This window comes from Curtobacterium sp. 1310 (assembly GCF_017834105.1).
Lineage (GTDB): Bacteria > Actinomycetota > Actinomycetes > Actinomycetales > Microbacteriaceae > Curtobacterium.
On the sequence record NZ_JAFICY010000001.1, the window covers coordinates 580631 to 599392 of the forward strand.

Sequence of the window (18762 nt, forward strand, 5' to 3'; positions counted from 1 at the left end):
GCCGTGCGGGATCGTCAGGCCGTGCAACCCACCGTGGTGGTCGGACATTCCCGGCGGCCGGGAGCGGACGAGGACGGTGCGCGGGGCCGGCAGCGGACGAGGACCGTCCCCGGGCGTGCGGGAGTCCGCGGCACGCCCGTGCGCCTCCGCGGCAACGGGGATGCACCGCTGCATACTCCTGGGGTACGAGCACGACCGTACGCAACGCTCGGGAGGCGCAACCATGCAAGACGTGAGAGTCATCGGAGTCGAGTCCGGGGCACTCCTGCTCGCGACCGACGGCGGCACCGAGTACCGGTTGCCGGTCACCGCGTCGCTGACGAGCCAGGTCCGCCAGGCCAACCCCGACGCCGGCCCCCAGAAGCGCGTGTCGCCGAAGGACGTGCAGGCCCGCATCCGTGGTGGCGCCGACGCGGCCGACGTCGCAGCGGCGCTCGACGTCGACGTCGAGTACGTCCGGCGGTTCGAGGGTCCGGTGCTCGCCGAGCGTTCCTTCGTCCTCGACGCCGCACGACGTGTCCCGGTCACCCCGACCGACGCCGAGGCGCCCGACACCTTCGGCGAGGCCATCGAGGCCAAGCTCGAGGCCGGCGACGCGACCGACATCGCGTGGGCGTCGTGGAAGAACGCCGAGCAGGGGTGGCAGGTCCGGGTCCGCTACACCGCGTCCGAGGTCGAGCACGACGCGCAGTGGTCCTTCGACCCCAAGACGTCGACGCTCACGCCCGACAACGGCGACGCCCACCGCCTCTCCGACACCGACGACGAGGGCATCGCTCCGCGCCTGCGTGCGGTGGAGAACGACCACCACGACGCCGACGGCACGCGCTTCGACTCCGGTGCCTTCCGCGTCGAGCAGACCGAGGACGCGCCGGCCCCCGAGGCCCAGGAGCGTCCGCTCCGTGCGCCGCTCCCCCGCATCGGTGCCGCGCCCGTCGAGGAACGCTCGCCCGGCAACGAGACCGCCGACCTGCTCGAGGCACTCCGCCGTCGGCGCGGTGAGCGCGAGGCGGCATCCTTCACCGAACAGCAGGACGAGCCCCGCGGGACCTCCATCAGCGTCGTGGACGTCCCCCTCCAGGGCTGGGACTCGCCGGCCTCCGCCCCCGAGCGTGACGACCGTCCGGCATCGGCTCCCGAGACCGACGGCCGCTCCGAGCGCAAGAAGCGCAACCGACGGTCGATGCCGAGCTGGGACGAGATCGTCTTCGGCACCCGCCCGGAGGACCCCGCCTGATCCAGCCTCCTCGGTCCGGTCCGTCCGGCCTGGAGGCCCGCTGCAGCCCCGCCACGCTCGTCGCGTCGCGGGGCTGCTCGCGTTCCCGCCCGGGTCAGCCCGCGAAGGCGCCCGCCAGCCGCAGGGGCACGAAGACCTCGTCGTCCGTCATGGCACCGTGCTGCCCGATCATCCGCTTCGGCTCCTTGCGCGGGTCGAGGTCGCGGTCGTCGTTGAAGGCCCACGAACCCCTCGCGACCACGACGACGTCCCCGATGCGCGGGAGCACGCGGTCGTCCACGGCACCGAACCACCCGGCGGCCACGGCCTCGTCGCGGCTGGCGACGTACGCCTTCTTGCCGTAGCGGGTGCGCCAGGCCTCGACCAGCGCCGGGACGTCGGTGCCGGGGCGCACGGCCAGCTGTCGGCAGCGGGGGTCCCCGGCGATCCCCACGACGTCCACGAGGAGCGCGGGGTCCATCGCGATGTTCGCCTCGGCCGGCACGTCGAGCACGCCGTGGTCGGCCGTCACGAGGATGCCCACGTCGGCGGCGCCGCGGGTCGCGAGCCGGGCGAGCTCGCCGTCGAGTGACTCGAGCGCCGCGGTCCAGCGGTCGGACTCCCACCCGTGCTTGTGCCCGATCGAGTCGAGCTCCGGCACGTAGAGGTAGACGAGCGATCGGCCGGACGCCGTCGCCGCCAGTGCGGCGTCGACCCGCTGCGCGATGGTGTCGGCTGCGGTGTACCGGGCACCGCCGAGCACGTTCGCGGTCATCCCCGAGGACTCGTAGCGGGCCGGACCGACCACCACGGGCTCGATGCCGAGCGCGCTGGCCTCGGTGAAGACGGTGTCGGCGAGCAGCCAGCCCGTCGGCACCTCGGAGTCCCAGCCGGACAGCAGGTTGACCACCCGCTCCCCCTCGGGCTCCCACCCGCTGTAGCCGACCACGCCGTGCGTGCCGGGCGAGCGGCCGGTCGTCAGGGTGCTGAGCGCCGCGGCGGTCGTCGTCGGGAACCCGCTGCGCAGGCGCTTGAGGGTGCCGCCGCCGGTGGCGGCGGTGAGCCAGCGGGCGTGCCCGGCACGGGCCGACAGGGCGGACGACCCGAGGCCGTCGACCAGCACGACGACGACCGAGCGGGCGGGACGGAGGGTGATCCGTGCCTCCCGGCCGGTGGTGCGCAACCACGTGTCGTCGGCGGCGCCGAGCGCGACGAGGCAACTCGGCAGCACGTCGGCGAGGTTCGCGGTGGTGTCTGGGGCGCTCGGTACGCTGGGGGGCACCCCACGATCCTCCCAGAAAGGTCCCATGGCACGCACGGAAGCAGTCGGCCTGCCCGACGGTGAGCGCATCGAGGACGTCGACGTCTCCGAGGAGATGCAGGGTTCGTTCCTCGAGTACGCGTACTCCGTCATCTACTCGCGGGCCCTGCCGGACGCGCGCGACGGCCTCAAGCCGGTGCAGCGACGCATCCTCTACCAGATGGCGGAGATGGGGCTCCGACCGGACCGTGGGCACGTGAAGAGCGCCCGCGTCACCGGCGAGGTGATGGGCAAGCTGCACCCGCACGGCGACGGCGCGATCTACGACGCCCTCGTGCGCCTGGCGCAGCCGTTCACGATGCGTGTGCCGCTGGTCGACGGGCACGGCAACTTCGGGTCGCTCGACGACGGCCCCGCGGCCGCCCGGTACACCGAGGCCCGTCTGGCCGAGCCGTCGATGGCGATGACGGAGGGCCTGGGCGAGGACGTCGTCGACTTCGTCCCGAACTACGACAACCAGATCATGCAGCCGGGCGTGCTGCCGGCGGCGTTCCCGAACCTGCTCGTCAACGGCGCATCGGGCATCGCGGTCGGCATGGCGACGAACATGGCGCCGCACAACCTGGGCGAGGTCGTCGAGGCCGCGAAGCACCTGCTCCTGAACCCGACGGCGACCCTCGAGGAACTGATGGAGTTCGTGCCGGGCCCGGACCTGCCGTCCGGTGGCACGATCGTCGGGCTCTCCGGGGTGCGCGACGCCTACGCGACGGGCCGCGGCTCGTTCCGCACCCGGGCGAAGGTGTCCGTCGAGAACCTCACGCCGCGCAAGGTCGGCCTCGTCGTCACGGAGCTGCCGTACCTGGTCGGCCCCGAACGCGTGATCGAGAAGATCAAGGACGGCGTCCAGGCGAAGAAGCTCGTCGGCATCTCCGACGTCAACGACCTGACGGACCGGAACCACGGGCTGCGGCTGGTCATCGGCATCAAGTCCGGCTTCAACCCGACGGCCGTGCTCGAGCAGCTCTACAAGCACACCCCGCTCGAGGACGGCTTCGGCATCAACAACGTCGCGCTCGTGCAGGGGTCACCGCGCACGCTCGGCCTGCGCGAACTGCTCGACGTCTACGTGCAGCACCGGCTCGACGTGGTCACCCGGCGCTCCCGGTACCGGCTCGCCCGTCGGAAGGAACGGCTGCACCTCGTCGAGGGTCTGCTCATCGCGATCCTCGACATCGACGAGGTCATCGAGGTCATCCGCTCGTCCGACGACTCCGAGGCTGCACGGACGAAGCTGCAGGACGTCTTCGACCTGTCCGAGGTGCAGGCCGAGTACATCCTCGAGCTGCGTCTGCGGCGCCTGACGAAGTTCTCGCGCCTCGAGCTCGAGGGCGAGCGCGACCAGCTCCTCGCCGACATCGCCGCGCTCGAGGAACTGCTGGCGTCCGACGCTCGCCTCCGTGCCCAAGTGGCGGTCGAGCTGACCGAGGTCTCCGACCGGTTCGCCACGCCGCGCCGCACCCTGCTCACCGAGGCCGATGCCCCGGTGCGCGGTGGCCGCAAGGCCGCGGTCGACCCCGAGTCGCTGCAGATCGCCGACGCGCCGTGCCGTGTGCTGCTCTCGACCACCGGTCGACTCGTGCGGGTGGACATCCCCTCCTCGGACCTCGGTATCGTGCGGGTGCCGAAGCGGTCGAAGCACGACGCGGTCCGCTCGACCGTCGTCTCGACCGTCCGTGGGCAGGTCGGTGCGCTGACCTCGACCGGCCGCGTGCTGCGGTTCTCCCCCGTCGACGTCCCCGCGGTGCCGCCGGCGTCCGTCCGGCTCGACGCCGGCGTGCGGGTGTCCGACTACCTCGGGATCGCTCGCACCGAGTCCGTCGTCGCACTCGTCGACCTGTCCGCAGAGGCGGGCGACTCGCTCGCCATCGGCACCGCGCAGGGCGTCGTGAAACGCGTCGCGACCGGCGCATGGCCGGACAAGGACGAGTTCGTCGCCATCGGGCTGAAGCCGAAGGACACCGTCGTCGGGGCCGCGCAGGCGCCGGAGTCGGACGACCTCGTGTTCATCACGTCGAACGCGCAGCTGCTGCGGTTCCCGGCCTCGGGCGTCCGACCACAGGGGCTGCCCGCGGGCGGCGTCGCCGGGGTCTCCCTGGCTTCCGGCGCATCGGTGATCTGGTTCGGGTCCGTGGCGCTGTCCGAGGACGCAGTGGTCGCCACCGTGTCGACGGCGTCGGGGGCGCTGCCCGGCACGGACCCCGGACGGGCGAAGGTCTCGGCGTTCTCGGAGTTCCCCGCGAAGGGCCGTGCGACGCAGGGAGTGCGGGCGCACGCGTTCCTCAAGGGCGAGGACGGGCTGACCGTGGCGTGGGCCGGCATCGCGCCGCCGCACGCCGTCGGGTCGGACGGAGCCGCGCGGACCCTGCCCGACTGGCTGTCGAAGCGCGACGGGTCGGGAGCGCCGCTCGAGGCCGTGATCGGCTCGATCGGCGGCAGCGCAGCAGCCCTGGACGGTACCGCGGGCGAGGCGTAGGCGGGGTCCCGCCCGCCGCTGCGCGCGAGTGTGCGGCCGCCGTGTTCCCGCCCTGGTCGCACGACTTGCCGTCCCGTGCCGCTGGTGACGGCGTGTCGTGCGACCGGAACGTCAGCACGCGGCGTGTCACGCGCCCGCAGGGTCGACCCGTCGGCCGGGAGGCGCGGTGGCAGTCAGCGCGTCGCCTCCCGCCCGCCAGCTGGTCCCTCGAGACGCCCGGGATGCCGCGAGACGCCGTGGGATCCACGAGACGGGGCCGAGTTCGCGAGACGCCGCCGGATCCGGCGGCGTCTCGGCACGACGACGGCGTCTCGTCCGGCCGGCGGTGTCTCGGCCAGACAGCAGAGGGCGAGAACCGTCGGCCAGCGCGAGTCTCGGGCCGTGCGCCGCCGCCAGGCGCCGCTTCGCGCTGCGGCCGTGCGCCGCCGCTGAGCGCCACTTCGCGCTGCGGCGGTGCGCCGCCGCTGAGCGCCGCTTCGCGCTGCCGCTGGGCGCCGCGCTCCGCGTCGCCGCCGGGCGCCGCGCCGCCGCCGCTACGCGTCGATGCGGTCGCGGTCGAGGCCCTCGCCGGCCAGGATGAACTCCTTGCGCGGCGCGACGTCGTTGCCCATCAGCAGCTCGAACACCTTCGCGGCGCTCTCGGCATCGGTCACGTTCACCCGACGAAGCGTGCGGTGCGCCCGGTCCATCGTGGTCTCGGCGAGCTGGTCGGCGTCCATCTCCCCCAGGCCCTTGTACCGCTGGATCGGCTCCTGGTACTTCTTGCCCTGCTTCGCGAGCTTCTTCAGCACCGCCTGCAGCTCGGCCTCGGAGTAGGTGTAGAGCGTGTCGTTCGGCTTGCCGCGGTTCACCACGACGACCCGGTGCAGCGGCGGCACGGCGGCGAACACCCGGCCCTGCTCGATCATCGGCCGCATGTACCGGAAGAACAGCGTCAGCAGGAGCGTGCGGATGTGGGCACCGTCGACGTCGGCGTCCGACATGATGATGATCTTGCCGTAGCGGGCCTGGTCGATCTCGAACGAGCGGCCGGAGCCGGCGCCGATGACCTGGATGATCGAGGCGCACTCGGTGTTGGACAGCATGTCCGACACCGAGGCCTTCTGCACGTTGAGGATCTTGCCGCGGATGGGCAGCAGCGCCTGGTACTCGCTGTTGCGGGCGAGCTTGGCGGTGCCGAGCGCGGAGTCGCCCTCGACGATGAAGAGCTCCGTACCCTCGGCGTCCTGCTTGCGGCAGTCGGCGAGCTTGGTCGGCAACGAGGAGTTCTCCAGCGCGTTCTTGCGCCGCTGCGTCTCCTTGTGCGCCCGCGCCGAGATGCGGGTCTTCATCTCGGCGACGACCTTCTCGAGCAGGGTCGCGGCCTGCGCCTTCTCGGTGCGCTGTGTCGAGGTGAGGACGTCGGTGAGCTGCTTCGCCACGACCTGGTCGACGATCTTCCGGACCGCGGGGGTGCCGAGGACCTCCTTCGTCTGCCCCTCGAACTGCGGCTCGGGCAGGCGGACGGTCAGCACGGCGGTGAGGCCGGCGAGCACGTCGTCCTTCTCGAGCTTGTCCTGCCCGACCTTGAGCTTGCGGGCGTTCGCCTCGACCTGCGTGCGCACGGCCTTGACGACGCCCGACTCGAAGCCGGTCAGGTGCGTGCCGCCCTTCGGCGTCGCGATGATGTTGACGAAGCTCCGCTCGACGGTCTCGTACCCGCTGCCCCACCGCATCGCGATGTCGACCTCGCAGGTCCGCTCGACCGAGGTGGACACCATGTGGCCCTTGTCGTCGAGCATCGGAACGGTCTCCGTGAAGGTCCCGGTGCCCTGGATGCGCCAGACGTCGGTGACCGCGGAGTCGACCGCCAGGTGCTCGACGAACTCGCTGATGCCGCCCTCGTACCGGAAGCGCTCGATGACCGGACCGGGCGCGACCGTCGTCCCGGTCGCCTCGGCACGCTGGGCGGCAGCCTCGATGGACGCGGCCCGTTCGTCGGTGATCGTGATGCCGAGCCCGGGCACCAGGAAGGCGGTCTGACGGGCGCGGTTGACCAGGTCGCCCGTGCTGAAACGGGCGTCCGTGGTGAAGATCTGTCGGTCCGCCCAGTACCGGATGCGGGACCCGGTGACCCCCTTCTTCACCTTGCCGACGACACGGAGCTCACTGCCCGAGGTGAACGGGGTGAAGGGCGCATCCGGCCCGTCACCGGCGAAGGTGCCGGGCTCACCCCGGTGGAAGGACATCGCGTAGGTCTTGCCACCGCGGTCGACCTCGACGTCGAGGCGCTCCGACAGCGCGTTCACGACCGAGGCACCCACGCCGTGCAGGCCACCGGAGGCCGCGTACGATCCGGACCCGAACTTGCCGCCGGCGTGCAGCTTCGTGAACACGACCTCGACCCCGGTCAGGCCGGTCTTCGGTTCCACGTCCACAGGGATGCCGCGGGCGGTGTCGCGGACCTCGACGGAGCCGTCGGCGTGCAGCACGACCCCGATCTCGTCGCCGTGACCCGCGAGCGCTTCGTCGACGGAGTTGTCGATGATCTCCCACAGGCAGTGCATGAGCCCGCGCGAGTCCGTCGAGCCGATGTACATGCCCGGACGCTTCCGAACCGCCTCGAGCCCTTCGAGGACGGAGAGGTGTCGTGCAGAGTAGTCGGAGCTCACCTCCTGATGGTACCGAGGGGCACCGACAGCCAGACCGCCGGACAGCGGCGCGGCTCGGACTGGGGACAACCGCTCCGCGCTCAGCGAAACAGGCGGTCCGGGATGCACGGCTCCCAGCCACCACGTGTTCAAATGGTGGTCCACCCGCACCACCTGCGATCCGTGAGGAGCACAGCAATGACCCAGACCGTGCAGGACCTCTCCATCGACGAAGCCAGCAGCCACCAGCTCACCGCCGCTGACCGCTGCGACAGCTGCGGAGCGCAGGCGTACATCCGCGCCACCATGGCCAGCGGCGAGCTCTACTTCTGCGCCCACCACGGCGCCGAGTTCAAGGAGAAGCTCGCAGCCACCGCGCTCGAGTGGCACGACGAGAGCAGCCGACTCCACGAGTCGAAGTAGTCGTCACCAGACGGACGAACGGGAGGCGCGGTGCCAGCTGGCACCGCGCCTCCCGTTCGTCGTCGTGACGACCGCCAGGTCGACTAGGCGATCCGCTTGAAGGCCTTGTCGACGTAGCGGTCGACGGTCGCGCGCGCTTCGCGCGCGTACCGGTCGACGGTCGCCGTCCGCTCCGGGTCCGGCGCGTACTCGCGCCCGAGGCGCGTGGTCGCCGCAGCGAGCACCGCATCGGTCAGCTGCGGGTTGAGCGGCAGGATCGGCCCCTGGGTGTGCGTGCCGAAGGACGAACCCGTGATCGCCCCCTCGACGGCGGACCCGGCCTGGTTGCCGCCACCGGACACGACGTCGGCGAAGGGCTCGACGCCCGGAGCCAGTTCGATCCGGGTCGCGTGGTCCTCGAAGCCGGCGAGACGCTTCGGTGCGCCGGGCAGCAGGGGGTACCGCGTGTCGAGCACGAAGTAGTTCACCCGACGCTCGGCACCGCGGACGGCCCGCGCGTCGAACACGCCGAAGCCCGCGACGGGTGATCCCTCGGTGGGGACGACCTCGTTGGTCGCGAGGTCGAAGCCCCCGCCGACGGCCACGACGGGCACGCCGGCAGCGGCGAACTCGCGGAGGGACGCCCCGACACGCGTGACGTCGGCCCCGAGCGAGCGCATGGCGCTGAGCGGCCCGTTGCCCACGACGACGACGTCGGCCGCGGCAGGGAGCTGGTCGCCCGGCGCGTACGTGACGACCTCCGTGGCGATGCCGGCGGCCTCGGCACGGCGGGTGAGGGCCACGACGTTGCCACGGTCGCCCGAGACCCCCATCTGACGCGGGTAGACGTGCAGGATGGTCAGCCGGTCGGCCGTCATGCGGTCTTCTCCATGTCGCCGTGGCCGAGGGCCTTGCGGGCGATCATCATGATCTCGTAGTTGACGATGAAGTTCTTCGTCCCCGACGTCGTCGAGCCGAGCTGCTCCATGTGCCGGATGGCGGCCTCGACGTCGGGCTCGACACGACCGATGCGGACACCGGCGTGCTCGAGCGCGATGGCGATCTGCCACGCCTTGTCCCCGGACACGACGTCCACGTGGTCGAGCTTCGAGAAGTCGATGTCGTAGATCCAGGAGATGTCCGGGGTGCCCTCGTCGATCGCCATGAGGACCTGCTCCGGGCGGTCCGGCAGGGCGTCGAGGTTGAGCTGCAGGCTCGCCGCGTTCTTGAACATCGTGAACTCGGCGGACTCGCCAGCGATCGGCAGGCGCTCGCCTCGCCCGTACGCGGGCTTCATCGTGCCGAACGCCCTCGTGACGGCGTCGGCCCGGAACTGCGCACCCAGCGCGGCGCTCGCGGTCGCGGTCGCAGCCGCCGCGTCCACCGCGTAGTGCAGGCCCCGTGCCGGCAGCCGGACGGGGATGTCGGTGCCGTCGAACCGGATCGTCGCTCCGTCGCCGGTGTTGGCGACGACCTCGGACTCGGCAGGGTTCGGCTCGCCGGCGGTCCGGTCGAAGTCGTCGGCGTTCTGCAGCCCGTTCGGGGCCGCAGCGACGACCTCGGCGCTCGCGCCGAAGCGGAGCACGCGCTGGCCCGAGCGGCCCGCGTACGCGTCGAGGAACTGGTCGTCCCGGTTCGTGATGACGTTCGCCGTGGACAGCGCCGCCGTGTCGAGCATCATCGTCGCGACGCGCTCGGTCTCGAAGAACCGGTAGAGCTGGTCGACCTGCACGTTGAGCATCGTCACCGTCGACGGGGACAGGATGCCGGCGAGCTCGACCGCGAAGGCCTCGTCCACCTCGAGGATGCCGATGTCCGCCTTGAGCCTGCCGGTCAGCGACACCTCGGACAACAGCGCCGAGGCGATGCCCTGCGGCAGGTTCGCACCGGACGGGTTCGTGAAGACGCGGAGGCCGTGTGCCCGGACGATGTCCGAGATCATGTGCGTCGTCGTCGACTTGCCGTTGGAGCCGAGCACGAAGACGACGCCGTTCGGGAACTGCTTCGTCACGTGCTGGAGGAAGTCCGGCACCAGCTTGAGGACGATGTAGCCCGGGTAGGCGGACCCGCCGCCCCGCGCACGTGCGAGGGCGCGGAGGACCCGCCCGACCAGGATCGGGATGAGGAAGCGCATCGGCCTACTCGAGGTAGTCGCGGAGCGACTGCGACCGGGACGGGTGGCGGAGCTTCGCCATCGTCTTGGACTCGATCTGTCGGATCCGCTCGCGCGTCACGCCGAACGTGTCCCCGATCTGGTCGAGGGTCTTCGGCTGACCGTCACCGAGGCCGAAGCGCATGCGGATCACGCCCGCCTCGCGCTCGGACAGGGAGTCGAGCAGGCTCTCGAGCTGCTTCTGCAGCATCGTGAAGCCCACGGCGTCGGCCGGCACGACCGCCTCGGTGTCCTCGATCAGGTCGCCGAACTCCGAGTCGCCGTCCTCACCCAGCGGGGTGTGGAGCGAGATCGGCTCGCGACCGTACTTCTGCACCTCGACGACCTTCTCCGGGGTCATGTCGAGCTCGCGGGCGAGCTCTTCCGGAGTGGGCTCGCGACCGAGGTCCTGCAGCATCTGGCGCTGCACACGGGCCAGCTTGTTGATGACCTCGACCATGTGCACCGGGATGCGGATGGTGCGGGCCTGGTCGGCCATCGCGCGGGTGATCGCCTGACGGATCCACCAGGTGGCGTACGTCGAGAACTTGAAGCCCTTGGTGTAGTCAAACTTCTCGACCGCACGGATCAGACCGAGGTTGCCCTCCTGGATGAGGTCCAGGAACTGCATGCCGCGGCCCGTGTAGCGCTTGGCCAGCGAGACGACGAGGCGCAGGTTCGCGCCGAGCAGGTGGGACTTCGCGCGCTGCCCGTCACGGGCGACCCAGCGGAGCTCGCGCTCCTCCGGCTTGGAGAGACCGGTCGAGTGCTGCAGCCTGTCCTCGGCGAACAGGCCGGCCTCGATCCGCATCGCGAGCTCGACCTCCTGCTCGGCGTTGAGGAGCGCGACCTTGCCGATCTGCTTCAGGTAGTCCTTGACCGGGTCGGCGGTGGCGCCGGTGATCGTGGTCGAGTAGACCGGTGCCTCGTCGTCGTCGGACTGCGAGATGACGAGCGCGCCCGCGGCGACCGCTGCTGCGGCGTCCGGCTTGGCGTCCTTCTCCTCGGTCTCGGTGTCCTCGGCGTCGTCCGTCGCGTCGACGGCGTCGTCCGCGGGCTCGACGGCCTCGTCGTCCTCGTCCTCGTCGTCGGCCTTCTTCTTCGCGCGCGTGGCCGCCTTCTTCGGCGCTGCCTTCGCAGCGGGCTTCTTCGCGGCGGTGGTCTTGGTGGCGCGCTTCTTCGGCGCAGCCTTCCCCTCGGCCGCGTCGGCGTCGTCCGCCGCGACGGCCTCGGGCTCGGTGTCCTTCGTGGGATCGATCGTCGTGCTCCGGGCAGCCATGCGATCACCTCTCTCGTCGTGCCACGTTCGTGGGGTCGTGGCTTCCCTCGCCGCCCAGGGCCTGGGCCGCAGTCCCCCGCGTCGTCAGGTCCTACCGTTCCGGGCAGCATGAGGACCCATGTCAAGTCCCCCGACCCCCGCGGCGCAGCGAGGCGACGCGGTCGTGAGGGGCCCGAACGGGTCCGTCCTCCATTATTGCACGGCCTGCTTCCGCAGGCGCGCAACCAGTGCAACCCAGAGCGGCCCCACCCGTATTCCGTCCTGCGCGTGCATCTGTCGCCGGGTCCGTCGGCGCGCGAGCAGCAGCATCACGACGCCGAACCCGACCACCACGTACTGCACGGTGAGCGCGATGCGGAAGTTGTCCCAGGCGAACACCGTGCGCCCCGTCGCGCCCGACACGACGTCGAGCAGCGTCCCGATGAGGAACATCATGACGAAGGCCGCCAGGAACCCACCGACGTTCACGACGCCGTTCGCCGAACCGAGCGACCCGACCGGGTTGAAGCTGCGCGCGAAGTCGAAACCGATGAGGGATCCCGGGCCGCCGACCCCCATCGCGACCACGAGCAGGACGAGCAGCCACGTCGGCGGGTGCCCCGGCCAGAGCAGCACCGCCGTCCACACCACCCCGAGCGCCAGGACGATGCCGAGCACCAGGTTCGACCGCCGGAGCGGGAACCGGGCGCAGAGCACGCCGAGCACCGGACCCACGACGAAGCCGGTGACGACGACGACGGTGAGGAAGCCAGCCGCCTCGGACGGGCTGTACCCGAGGCCGCGCAGCATCGGGACGCCCCACAGCAACGAGAAGACCGTGCCGGACGACTGCGTGACGTAGTGGGACCAGAAGCCGAGCTGCGTGCCCGGCCGCCGCAGCGCGTGCCCGAAGGTGTGGAAGGCGCCGCGCCACGAGTGCGGCAGGGGCAGTGGGATGGTGTCGGTCCGCACCGCGACGGGGCCGTTGCGGACGAAGACGACCGCCAGCACGAGACCGCCCAGGCTCGCGGCCGCGGCGACCCCGAACGCCGGGGTCCACCCGGCGGTGTGCAGGAGCACGGCGAACGGGAAGGCCGACAGGACCTGTCCGACCTGGCCGAGGTTGCCCGTCCACTGCGAGATCTGCGGCAGGATGCGGCCCGTGAACCACATCGGGACCAGACGGATCACCGAGATGAACGTCATCGCGTCGCCGGCCCCGACGAGCACCCGGCCCGCGATGGCCGGGCCGATCGTCGGCGAGAACGCGACGACGACCTGGCCGACCACGAGCAGCGCGGCGCCCAGCAGCACCAGCCTGCGCGGCCCCACCCGGTCGAGCGCGATCCCCACCGGGATCTGCAGCCCGGCGTAGACGGCGATCTGCACGACGGCGAGCGTGGACAGGACCGCGGCCGAGACCGCGAAGCGGTCCTGCGCGTCGACGCCGGAGACCCCGAGCGATGACCGCTGCACCACGGCGAGGACGTAGGCGAGCACCGCGACGCCCCAGACGAGGAAGGCACGGCGGGAGTTCACCCGACAAGGCTACCGACGCGCGGCCCGCGCCCGACACGTGCTGTGGAGGACGGGAGGCGCGGTGCGGGCTGTGGAGGAGCCTCCAGGCCGCGAGCGGCGCGGCACACTCCCCGTCAGTCGGTCGACGCGTCGCCGTCGGACCGCCGGTCGGCCAGGAAGCGCTCGAGCTCGGCCGCGATCGCATCGGCGGTCGGGACCTCGCCGTCCTCGTTCGTCAGGGGCGACGCGACCGGGTTGCCCTCCATGTAGGTGTCGTGCCGTTCCTCGAGCACCCCGACCAGGCGCTGGAGCTCGGGGTTCCCCGCGACCTGCTCGTCGACGCGTGTGCGGAACTCGCGGTCGGACGCACGCAGCGCGTCGGTCGGGAAGATCAGACCGGTGGCCGCCGCGATGCTCGACAGTGCGGTGACCGCGGCGTCGGGGAACTCGGTGTCGCCGAGGTAGTGCGGGACCAGCAGGACGAGCCCGGTGACCGATGCACCCAGCTGCGTCAGCCGGTGCTCGACCAGGTGCAGGACGTTCGCGGGCGCCTGCGTCTCCGGCTTCCACACGCTCAGCTGCTCGACCAGGTCCGCGCGGGTCCCCGACACCGTCAGACTGATCGGACGGGTGTGGGGGACGGGCATGGGGATGGACTGGACCCACGTCGTGTCCGCGACCTGCAGGCGGTCGGCGAGGCCGGTGACGGCGTCGACGAACCGGTTCCACTGGAAGTCCGGCTCGTACCCGGTGAGGAACAGGAACGGCTGCCCGAGCTCGTCGCGCACCAGGTGCAGCGCCAGGCGCGGCGGTTCGACGGCCGTGATGTGGTCGTGCTCGAAGGTGATGACCGGCCGGCGGGCGCGCCAGTCGAGCAGGACGTCCGGGTCGAACTCCGCGACGAGCTCGTGGTCGAGGCCGTCGAGGATCGACGTGGCCACCTGCGCGACGGCGGACCCCGCGTCGACGAAGCCGGTCAGGCCCGCGACCAGGTGCAGCCCGGCCGGGACGGTCGGCGCGCCGTCGGGAGCGGAGTACAGGTCCTCGGGGTGGTTCACCGTCCCCATGCTAGGCGGCACCCCCGACCCGACCCCTGCGCCGGCCCGACGCTCTCGGCGAACACGTGCTGGCTAGGCTGGGCGCATGGTCCGACCGACGCTCTCCACCACCACCTCGACCCCCTCCGACGTCGACGCCGACGTCCTCGTGCTCGGCGTCCGCTCGGGCACCGACGGCGGTGCCCCCACGATCGCTCCGAGCGCTGCCGGCGCCCTGGACGCGCTCGCCGACCTCGACCTCGGCTCCGTCGGTGTGACGGGTGCGAAGGACCAGCTGGTCCGCCTCCCCGGTACCGGCGTCGCCGCGGCCGGGATCGCACTCGTCGGCCTCGGTGCCACGGTCGACGCGGCGTCCGTCCGCGCGGCCGCCGGCAGCGCGGTCCGCCAGCTCCCCCAGGCGGCGTCGATCGCCCTGGCGCTGCCGGCCGACTCGGCCGAGCTCGTCGACGCCGCGCTCGAGGGTGCGGCGCTCGGCTCCTACGCCTTCACCCGGCACAAGGGCACCGGCACGACCGCTCCGGCCCGGGGCGATCAGCGCATCGCGGTCGTCGCGCCGGCCGACACCGCCGCCGACGCCACCGTCCGGCCCGCGATCGTCGCCGACGCGGCTGCGCTCGTCCGTGACCTCGTGAACACCGCCGCCGGCGACCTCGGCCCGGCGGACGTCGCCGACGTCGCCGTCGCGCAGGCCGAGGGCCTCCCCCTCACCGTCGAGGTCCTCGACGAGCAGCAGCTCGAGGAGCAGGGCTTCGGGGGCATCCTCGGGGTCGGCCGCGGCTCCGAGCGTCCCCCGCGCCTGGTCGTCGTCCGCTACGAGCCGTCGTCGGCGTCCAAGCACATCGCGCTGGTCGGCAAGGGCATCACCTTCGACTCCGGCGGCCTCTCGCTGAAGCCCGCCGCGTCGATGCTCGGCATGAAGACCGACATGACCGGCGCCGCCACCGTGCTCGCCGCGACGATCGCCGCCGCGCGCCTCGGCCTCGACACGAAGGTCACCGCCTGGCTGTGCCTCGCCGAGAACATGCCGTCCGGCTCCGCGACGCGCCCCGGCGACGTGCTCACCCTGAAGAACGGGAAGACCGTCGAGGTCACGAACACCGACGCCGAGGGCCGACTCGTCCTCGGCGACGGCATGGTCGCCGCCTCGCTCGAGCAGCCCGACGCCCTCGTCGACGTCGCGACGCTCACCGGCGCACAGGTCGTCGCCCTCGGCGACCGGACCACCGGCCTGATGGGCAGCGACGACCTGGTCGCACGGGTCCGCGCGGTCGCCGACGCCGTCGCCGAGCCGATCTGGCCGATGCCCCTGCCCGAGGAGCTCGACGCGCGACTCGCCAGCGACGTCGCCGACATGGTCAACGCGACCGTGGGCAACCCCGCCGGTGGGATGCTCCTCGCCGGCAAGTTCCTCGAGCGGTTCGTGGGCGACGGCGTGCCGTGGGCGCACCTCGACATCGCGGGCCCCTCGGAGCACAAGGGCGGCGGGTACGGCTGGCTCGGCAAGGGCGCGACCGGCGTCATGGTCCGGACGCTCATCGGGCTCGCAGAAGAGCTCCAGTCCAGGTAGTAGGTTGGTGTCCGGCGGGCTGCGCACCGACGCGCGTCCGCCGGAACCAGCGGGACGGGACCGGAACCATGCGGTCCGACCGTCGGACGCCGCCGCCGCGGTGTCCAGTGGGGTCCGACCGGGATCCCGACACGCACGAGGGAGTTGCACCAGGTGACGGAACAGACTTACGACGTCGTGGTCCTCGGTGGCGGCAGTGGTGGCTACGCCGCTGCGCTCCGGGCCGCCGAGCTCGGTATGAGCGTCGCGCTCATCGAGGGAGACAAGCTCGGGGGGACCTGCCTGCACCGCGGCTGCATCCCGACCAAGGCGCTGCTGCACGCCGCCGAGGTCGCCGACGCCACCCGCGACGCGGAGAAGTACGGCGTCATCGCCGAGTTCGCCGGTGTCGAGGTGCCGAAGGTCATCGACTACCAGCAGGGCGTCATCAACTCGAAGTACAAGGGCCTGCAGGGCCTGGTCAAGGCGCGCGGCATCACCGTCGTCGAGGGCTGGGGCCGTCTGACCTCGCAGAACACCGTGCAGGTCGGCGACCAGACCGTCACCGGCAAGAACGTCGTGCTCGCCACGGGTTCGTACTCGAAGTCCCTGCCGGGCCTCGAGATCGGCGGACGCGTGATCACGTCCGAGACCGCGCTGAAGATGGACTACGTCCCGAACAAGGTCGTCATCCTCGGTGGTGGCGTCATCGGCGTCGAGTTCGCCAGCGTGTGGAAGTCGTTCGGCGCCGACGTCACGATCGTCGAGGGCCTGCCCCACCTCATCCCCGCCGAGGACGAGTCGATGTCCAAGCAGCTCGAGCGCGCCTTCCGCAAGCGCGGCATCGAGTTCTCGCTCGGCGTGCGCTTCGACCACGTCGACCAGCACGAGAACGGCGTCGTCGTGACGCTCGAGGACGGCAAGACCTACGAGGGCGACGTGCTCCTCGTCGCGGTCGGCCGTGGCCCGCTCACGCAGAACATGGGCTTCGACGAGGTCGGTGTCGCGATGGACCGCGGGTTCGTCACGACCGACGAGCGCCTCGCCACCAACCTGCCGAACGTCTACGCCGTCGGCGACATCGTCCCCGGCCTGCAGCTCGCGCACCGCGGCTTCCAGCAGGGGATCTTCGTGGCCGAGGAGATCGCGGGCCTGAAGCCCGTCGTCATCTCCGACACGAACATCCCGAAGGTGACCTACTCCGACCCCGAGGTCGCCTCGGTCGGACTCTCCCAGGCCAAGGCCGAGGAGGAGTACGGCAAGGACAAGGTCGACTTCTACGAGTACAACCTCGCGGGCAACGGCCGCAGCCACATCATCGGGACCTCCGGCGCCGTCAAGGTCGTCCGGGTCGTCGACGGACCGGTCGTCGGTGTCTCGATGATCGGCGCGCGCGTCGGCGAGCTCATCGGTGAGGCCCAGCTCGCGGTGAACTGGGAGGCGCACCCGGAGGACGTCGCACCGCTCGTCCACGCCCACCCGACGCAGAACGAGGCCCTGGGCGAGGCCTTCCTCCACCTCGCGGGCAAGCCGCTGCACGCGCTGTGACGACCACGTCCACCGTGCACACCGAGACAATGACAACCACCACCACAGCAACCCGCGAACAGGAGCCCACCCGATGAGCGAATCCGTCAACCTCCCGGCGCTCGGCGAGAGCGTCACCGAGGGCACGGTCACCCGATGGCTGAAGAACGTCGGTGACCGCGTCGAGGTCGACGAGCCGCTGCTCGAGGTCTCGACCGACAAGGTCGACACCGAGATCCCGTCGCCGATCGCCGGCGTCGTCGAGGAGATCCTCGTCCAGGAGGACGAGACCGTCGAGGTCGGCACCGCGCTGGTGAAGATCGGCGACGGGTCCGGATCGGACTCCGGTTCGTCGGACGACCAGGGTGCGGACCAGGACGCCGCAGCCGCCGAGGAGAGCGAGCCCGAGACGGCTCCGAGCACCGAGCAGGGCGAGGAGCAGAAGGCTCCGGAGCCGCAGCAGGCCGAGCCGGCGCCCGGTGGCCAGACGCAGCCCGCCGCCCCGCAGGCACCGTCGGCTCCGCCCGTCCCGCAGGCCGCTCCGGTCCCGCCGCCCGCCGCCGTGCCGGCAGCGGTCCCCGCGCCCGCCGCAGCTCCGGCTCCGGCCGCTGCTCCGGCGCCGGCCGCATCCGGCTCGACCGCGTCGGCATCGGTGCCGAACCCGAACCAGGACGCGTCGGCCTCCGGCTACGTCACCCCGCTGGTGCGCAAGCTCGCCAACGAGCAGGGCGTCGACCTGTCGACGGTCTCCGGCTCCGGGGTCGGTGGCCGCATCCGCAAGGAGGACGTGCTCGCCGCCGCCGCGAAGGCGTCGTCCGCCGGTTCGTCGGCTCCGGCCGCCGCGGCGTCCGGCCCGTTCGTGGCCGAGACCTCGCCGCTCCGCGGCACGCGCGAGAAGATGACGCGCCTCCGCAAGGTGGTCGCCGAGCGCGCCGTGCAGTCGATGACCTCGACCGCACAGCTCACCAGCGTCGTCGAGGTCGACGTCACGAAGGTCGCGCAGTTCCGCGACGCGAACAAGGCCGAGTTCCTCGAGAAGACCGGTTCGAAGCTCAGCTTCATGCCGTTCTTCGCCCTCGCGGCGTCCGAGGCGCTCAAGGCCCACCCGAAGATCAACTCCACGGTCGAGGGCGACGAGATCGTCTACCCGGACCACGAGAACGTGTCGATCGCGGTGGACACCGAGCGCGGCCTGCTCACCCCGGTGATCAAGGACGCGTCGGGGCTCTCGCTCGCCGACTTCTCGAAGGCGATCGCGGACCTGGCCGAGCGCACGCGCAACAACCAGCTCAAGCCGGACGAGCTCGCAGGTGGCACCTTCACGCTGACCAACACCGGTTCGCGCGGCGCGCTGTTCGACACCCCCGTGGTGTTCCTGCCGCAGTCCGCGATCCTCGGCACGGGCATCGTCACCAAGCGTCCGGCGGTCGTGAAGGTCGACGGGCAGGAGGCGATCGCCGTCCGTTCGTTCGTCTACCTCGCGCTGTCGTACGACCACCGGATCATCGACGGCGCCGACGCGTCGCGGTACCTCGTCGCGGTGAAGAACCGCCTCGAGGAGGGCAACTTCGGCCCGAACCTCGGCTACTGAGTCGTCGCTCCGATCCGCACCGGACGGCCCCGGTCCCCTGGTGGGACCGGGGCCGTCCGGCGTTCCACCG

13 protein-coding genes are annotated in these 18762 nt (G+C 71.7%); 6 read left to right on the forward strand and 7 right to left on the reverse strand.

The window, feature by feature from the left end:
- Nucleotides 1-232 precede the first annotated feature (232 nt).
- On the forward strand, nucleotides 233-1237 hold the full coding sequence (sepH, locus tag JOD95_RS02690; protein ID WP_209682847.1) for a septation protein SepH: 1005 nt from the start codon (nucleotides 233-235) through the stop codon (nucleotides 1235-1237).
- A 94-nt stretch (nucleotides 1238-1331) separates the two neighbouring features.
- Here the strand turns inward: sepH and JOD95_RS02695 are convergent, their stop codons facing one another.
- On the reverse strand, nucleotides 1332-2498 hold the full coding sequence (locus JOD95_RS02695) for an alkaline phosphatase family protein (protein ID WP_209682850.1): 1167 nt from the start codon (nucleotides 2496-2498) through the stop codon (nucleotides 1332-1334).
- Between the two features lie 25 nt (nucleotides 2499-2523).
- Here JOD95_RS02695 and JOD95_RS02700 point away from each other — a divergent pair, with 25 nt between their 5' ends.
- The gene (locus JOD95_RS02700) at nucleotides 2524-5010 is read left to right on the forward strand and encodes a DNA topoisomerase (ATP-hydrolyzing) subunit A (protein WP_066654062.1); all 2487 of its coding nucleotides are present in this window, start codon (nucleotides 2524-2526) and stop codon (nucleotides 5008-5010) included.
- Between the two features lie 533 nt (nucleotides 5011-5543).
- Here the strand turns inward: JOD95_RS02700 and JOD95_RS02705 are convergent.
- The gene (locus tag JOD95_RS02705) at nucleotides 5544-7661 is read right to left on the reverse strand and encodes a type IIA DNA topoisomerase subunit B (RefSeq protein WP_066654061.1); all 2118 of its coding nucleotides are present in this window, start codon (nucleotides 7659-7661) and stop codon (nucleotides 5544-5546) included.
- A gap of 177 nt (nucleotides 7662-7838) precedes the next feature.
- Here JOD95_RS02705 and JOD95_RS02710 point away from each other — a divergent pair, with 177 nt between their 5' ends.
- A complete protein-coding gene (locus JOD95_RS02710) occupies nucleotides 7839-8063 on the forward strand; it encodes a hypothetical protein (RefSeq protein ID WP_066654059.1) in 225 nt (74 codons plus the stop codon).
- Nucleotides 8064-8146: 83 nt separating this feature from the next.
- On the opposite strand, the gene JOD95_RS02715 is transcribed toward JOD95_RS02710, so the two are convergent.
- From JOD95_RS02715 to JOD95_RS02735, 5 genes are all read right to left on the reverse strand, one after another.
- The gene (locus JOD95_RS02715; RefSeq protein WP_209682853.1) at nucleotides 8147-8920 is read right to left on the reverse strand and encodes a type 1 glutamine amidotransferase; all 774 of its coding nucleotides are present in this window, start codon (nucleotides 8918-8920) and stop codon (nucleotides 8147-8149) included.
- Nucleotides 8917-10176, reverse strand: a complete 1260-nt coding sequence (locus JOD95_RS02720) for a MurT ligase domain-containing protein (protein ID WP_209682856.1) — start codon at nucleotides 10174-10176, stop codon at nucleotides 8917-8919. Before JOD95_RS02720 ends, JOD95_RS02715 begins: the two co-directional genes overlap by 4 nt.
- 4 nt (nucleotides 10177-10180) lie before the next feature.
- Nucleotides 10181-11473: an RNA polymerase sigma factor gene (locus JOD95_RS02725; RefSeq protein WP_209682859.1), complete on the reverse strand. Its 1293-nt coding sequence runs from the start codon at nucleotides 11471-11473 to the stop codon at nucleotides 10181-10183.
- 192 nt (nucleotides 11474-11665) lie between these two features.
- Entirely contained in the window at nucleotides 11666-12991 is a 1326-nt protein-coding gene (locus JOD95_RS02730) for a nitrate/nitrite transporter (protein ID WP_209682862.1), read from the reverse strand.
- Between the two features lie 113 nt (nucleotides 12992-13104).
- Nucleotides 13105-14037 (reverse strand): proteasome assembly chaperone family protein, encoded by a 933-nt coding sequence (locus tag JOD95_RS02735; RefSeq protein WP_209682865.1) that lies wholly within the window; start codon nucleotides 14035-14037, stop codon nucleotides 13105-13107.
- Between the two features lie 76 nt (nucleotides 14038-14113).
- Between JOD95_RS02735 and JOD95_RS02740 the strand changes: the two genes are divergently transcribed.
- The 3 genes from JOD95_RS02740 (at nucleotide 14114) to sucB (ending at nucleotide 18692) form a co-directional block, all read left to right on the forward strand.
- On the forward strand, nucleotides 14114-15595 hold the full coding sequence (locus JOD95_RS02740; RefSeq protein WP_209682868.1) for a leucyl aminopeptidase: 1482 nt from the start codon (nucleotides 14114-14116) through the stop codon (nucleotides 15593-15595).
- A gap of 153 nt (nucleotides 15596-15748) precedes the next feature.
- Nucleotides 15749-17122 (forward strand): dihydrolipoyl dehydrogenase, encoded by a 1374-nt coding sequence (gene lpdA, locus JOD95_RS02745; RefSeq protein WP_066654046.1) that lies wholly within the window; start codon nucleotides 15749-15751, stop codon nucleotides 17120-17122.
- Nucleotides 17123-17195: 73 nt separating this feature from the next.
- A complete protein-coding gene (sucB, locus tag JOD95_RS02750; RefSeq protein ID WP_066654044.1) occupies nucleotides 17196-18692 on the forward strand; it encodes a 2-oxoglutarate dehydrogenase, E2 component, dihydrolipoamide succinyltransferase in 1497 nt (498 codons plus the stop codon).
- Nucleotides 18693-18762: the final 70 nt, after the last annotated feature.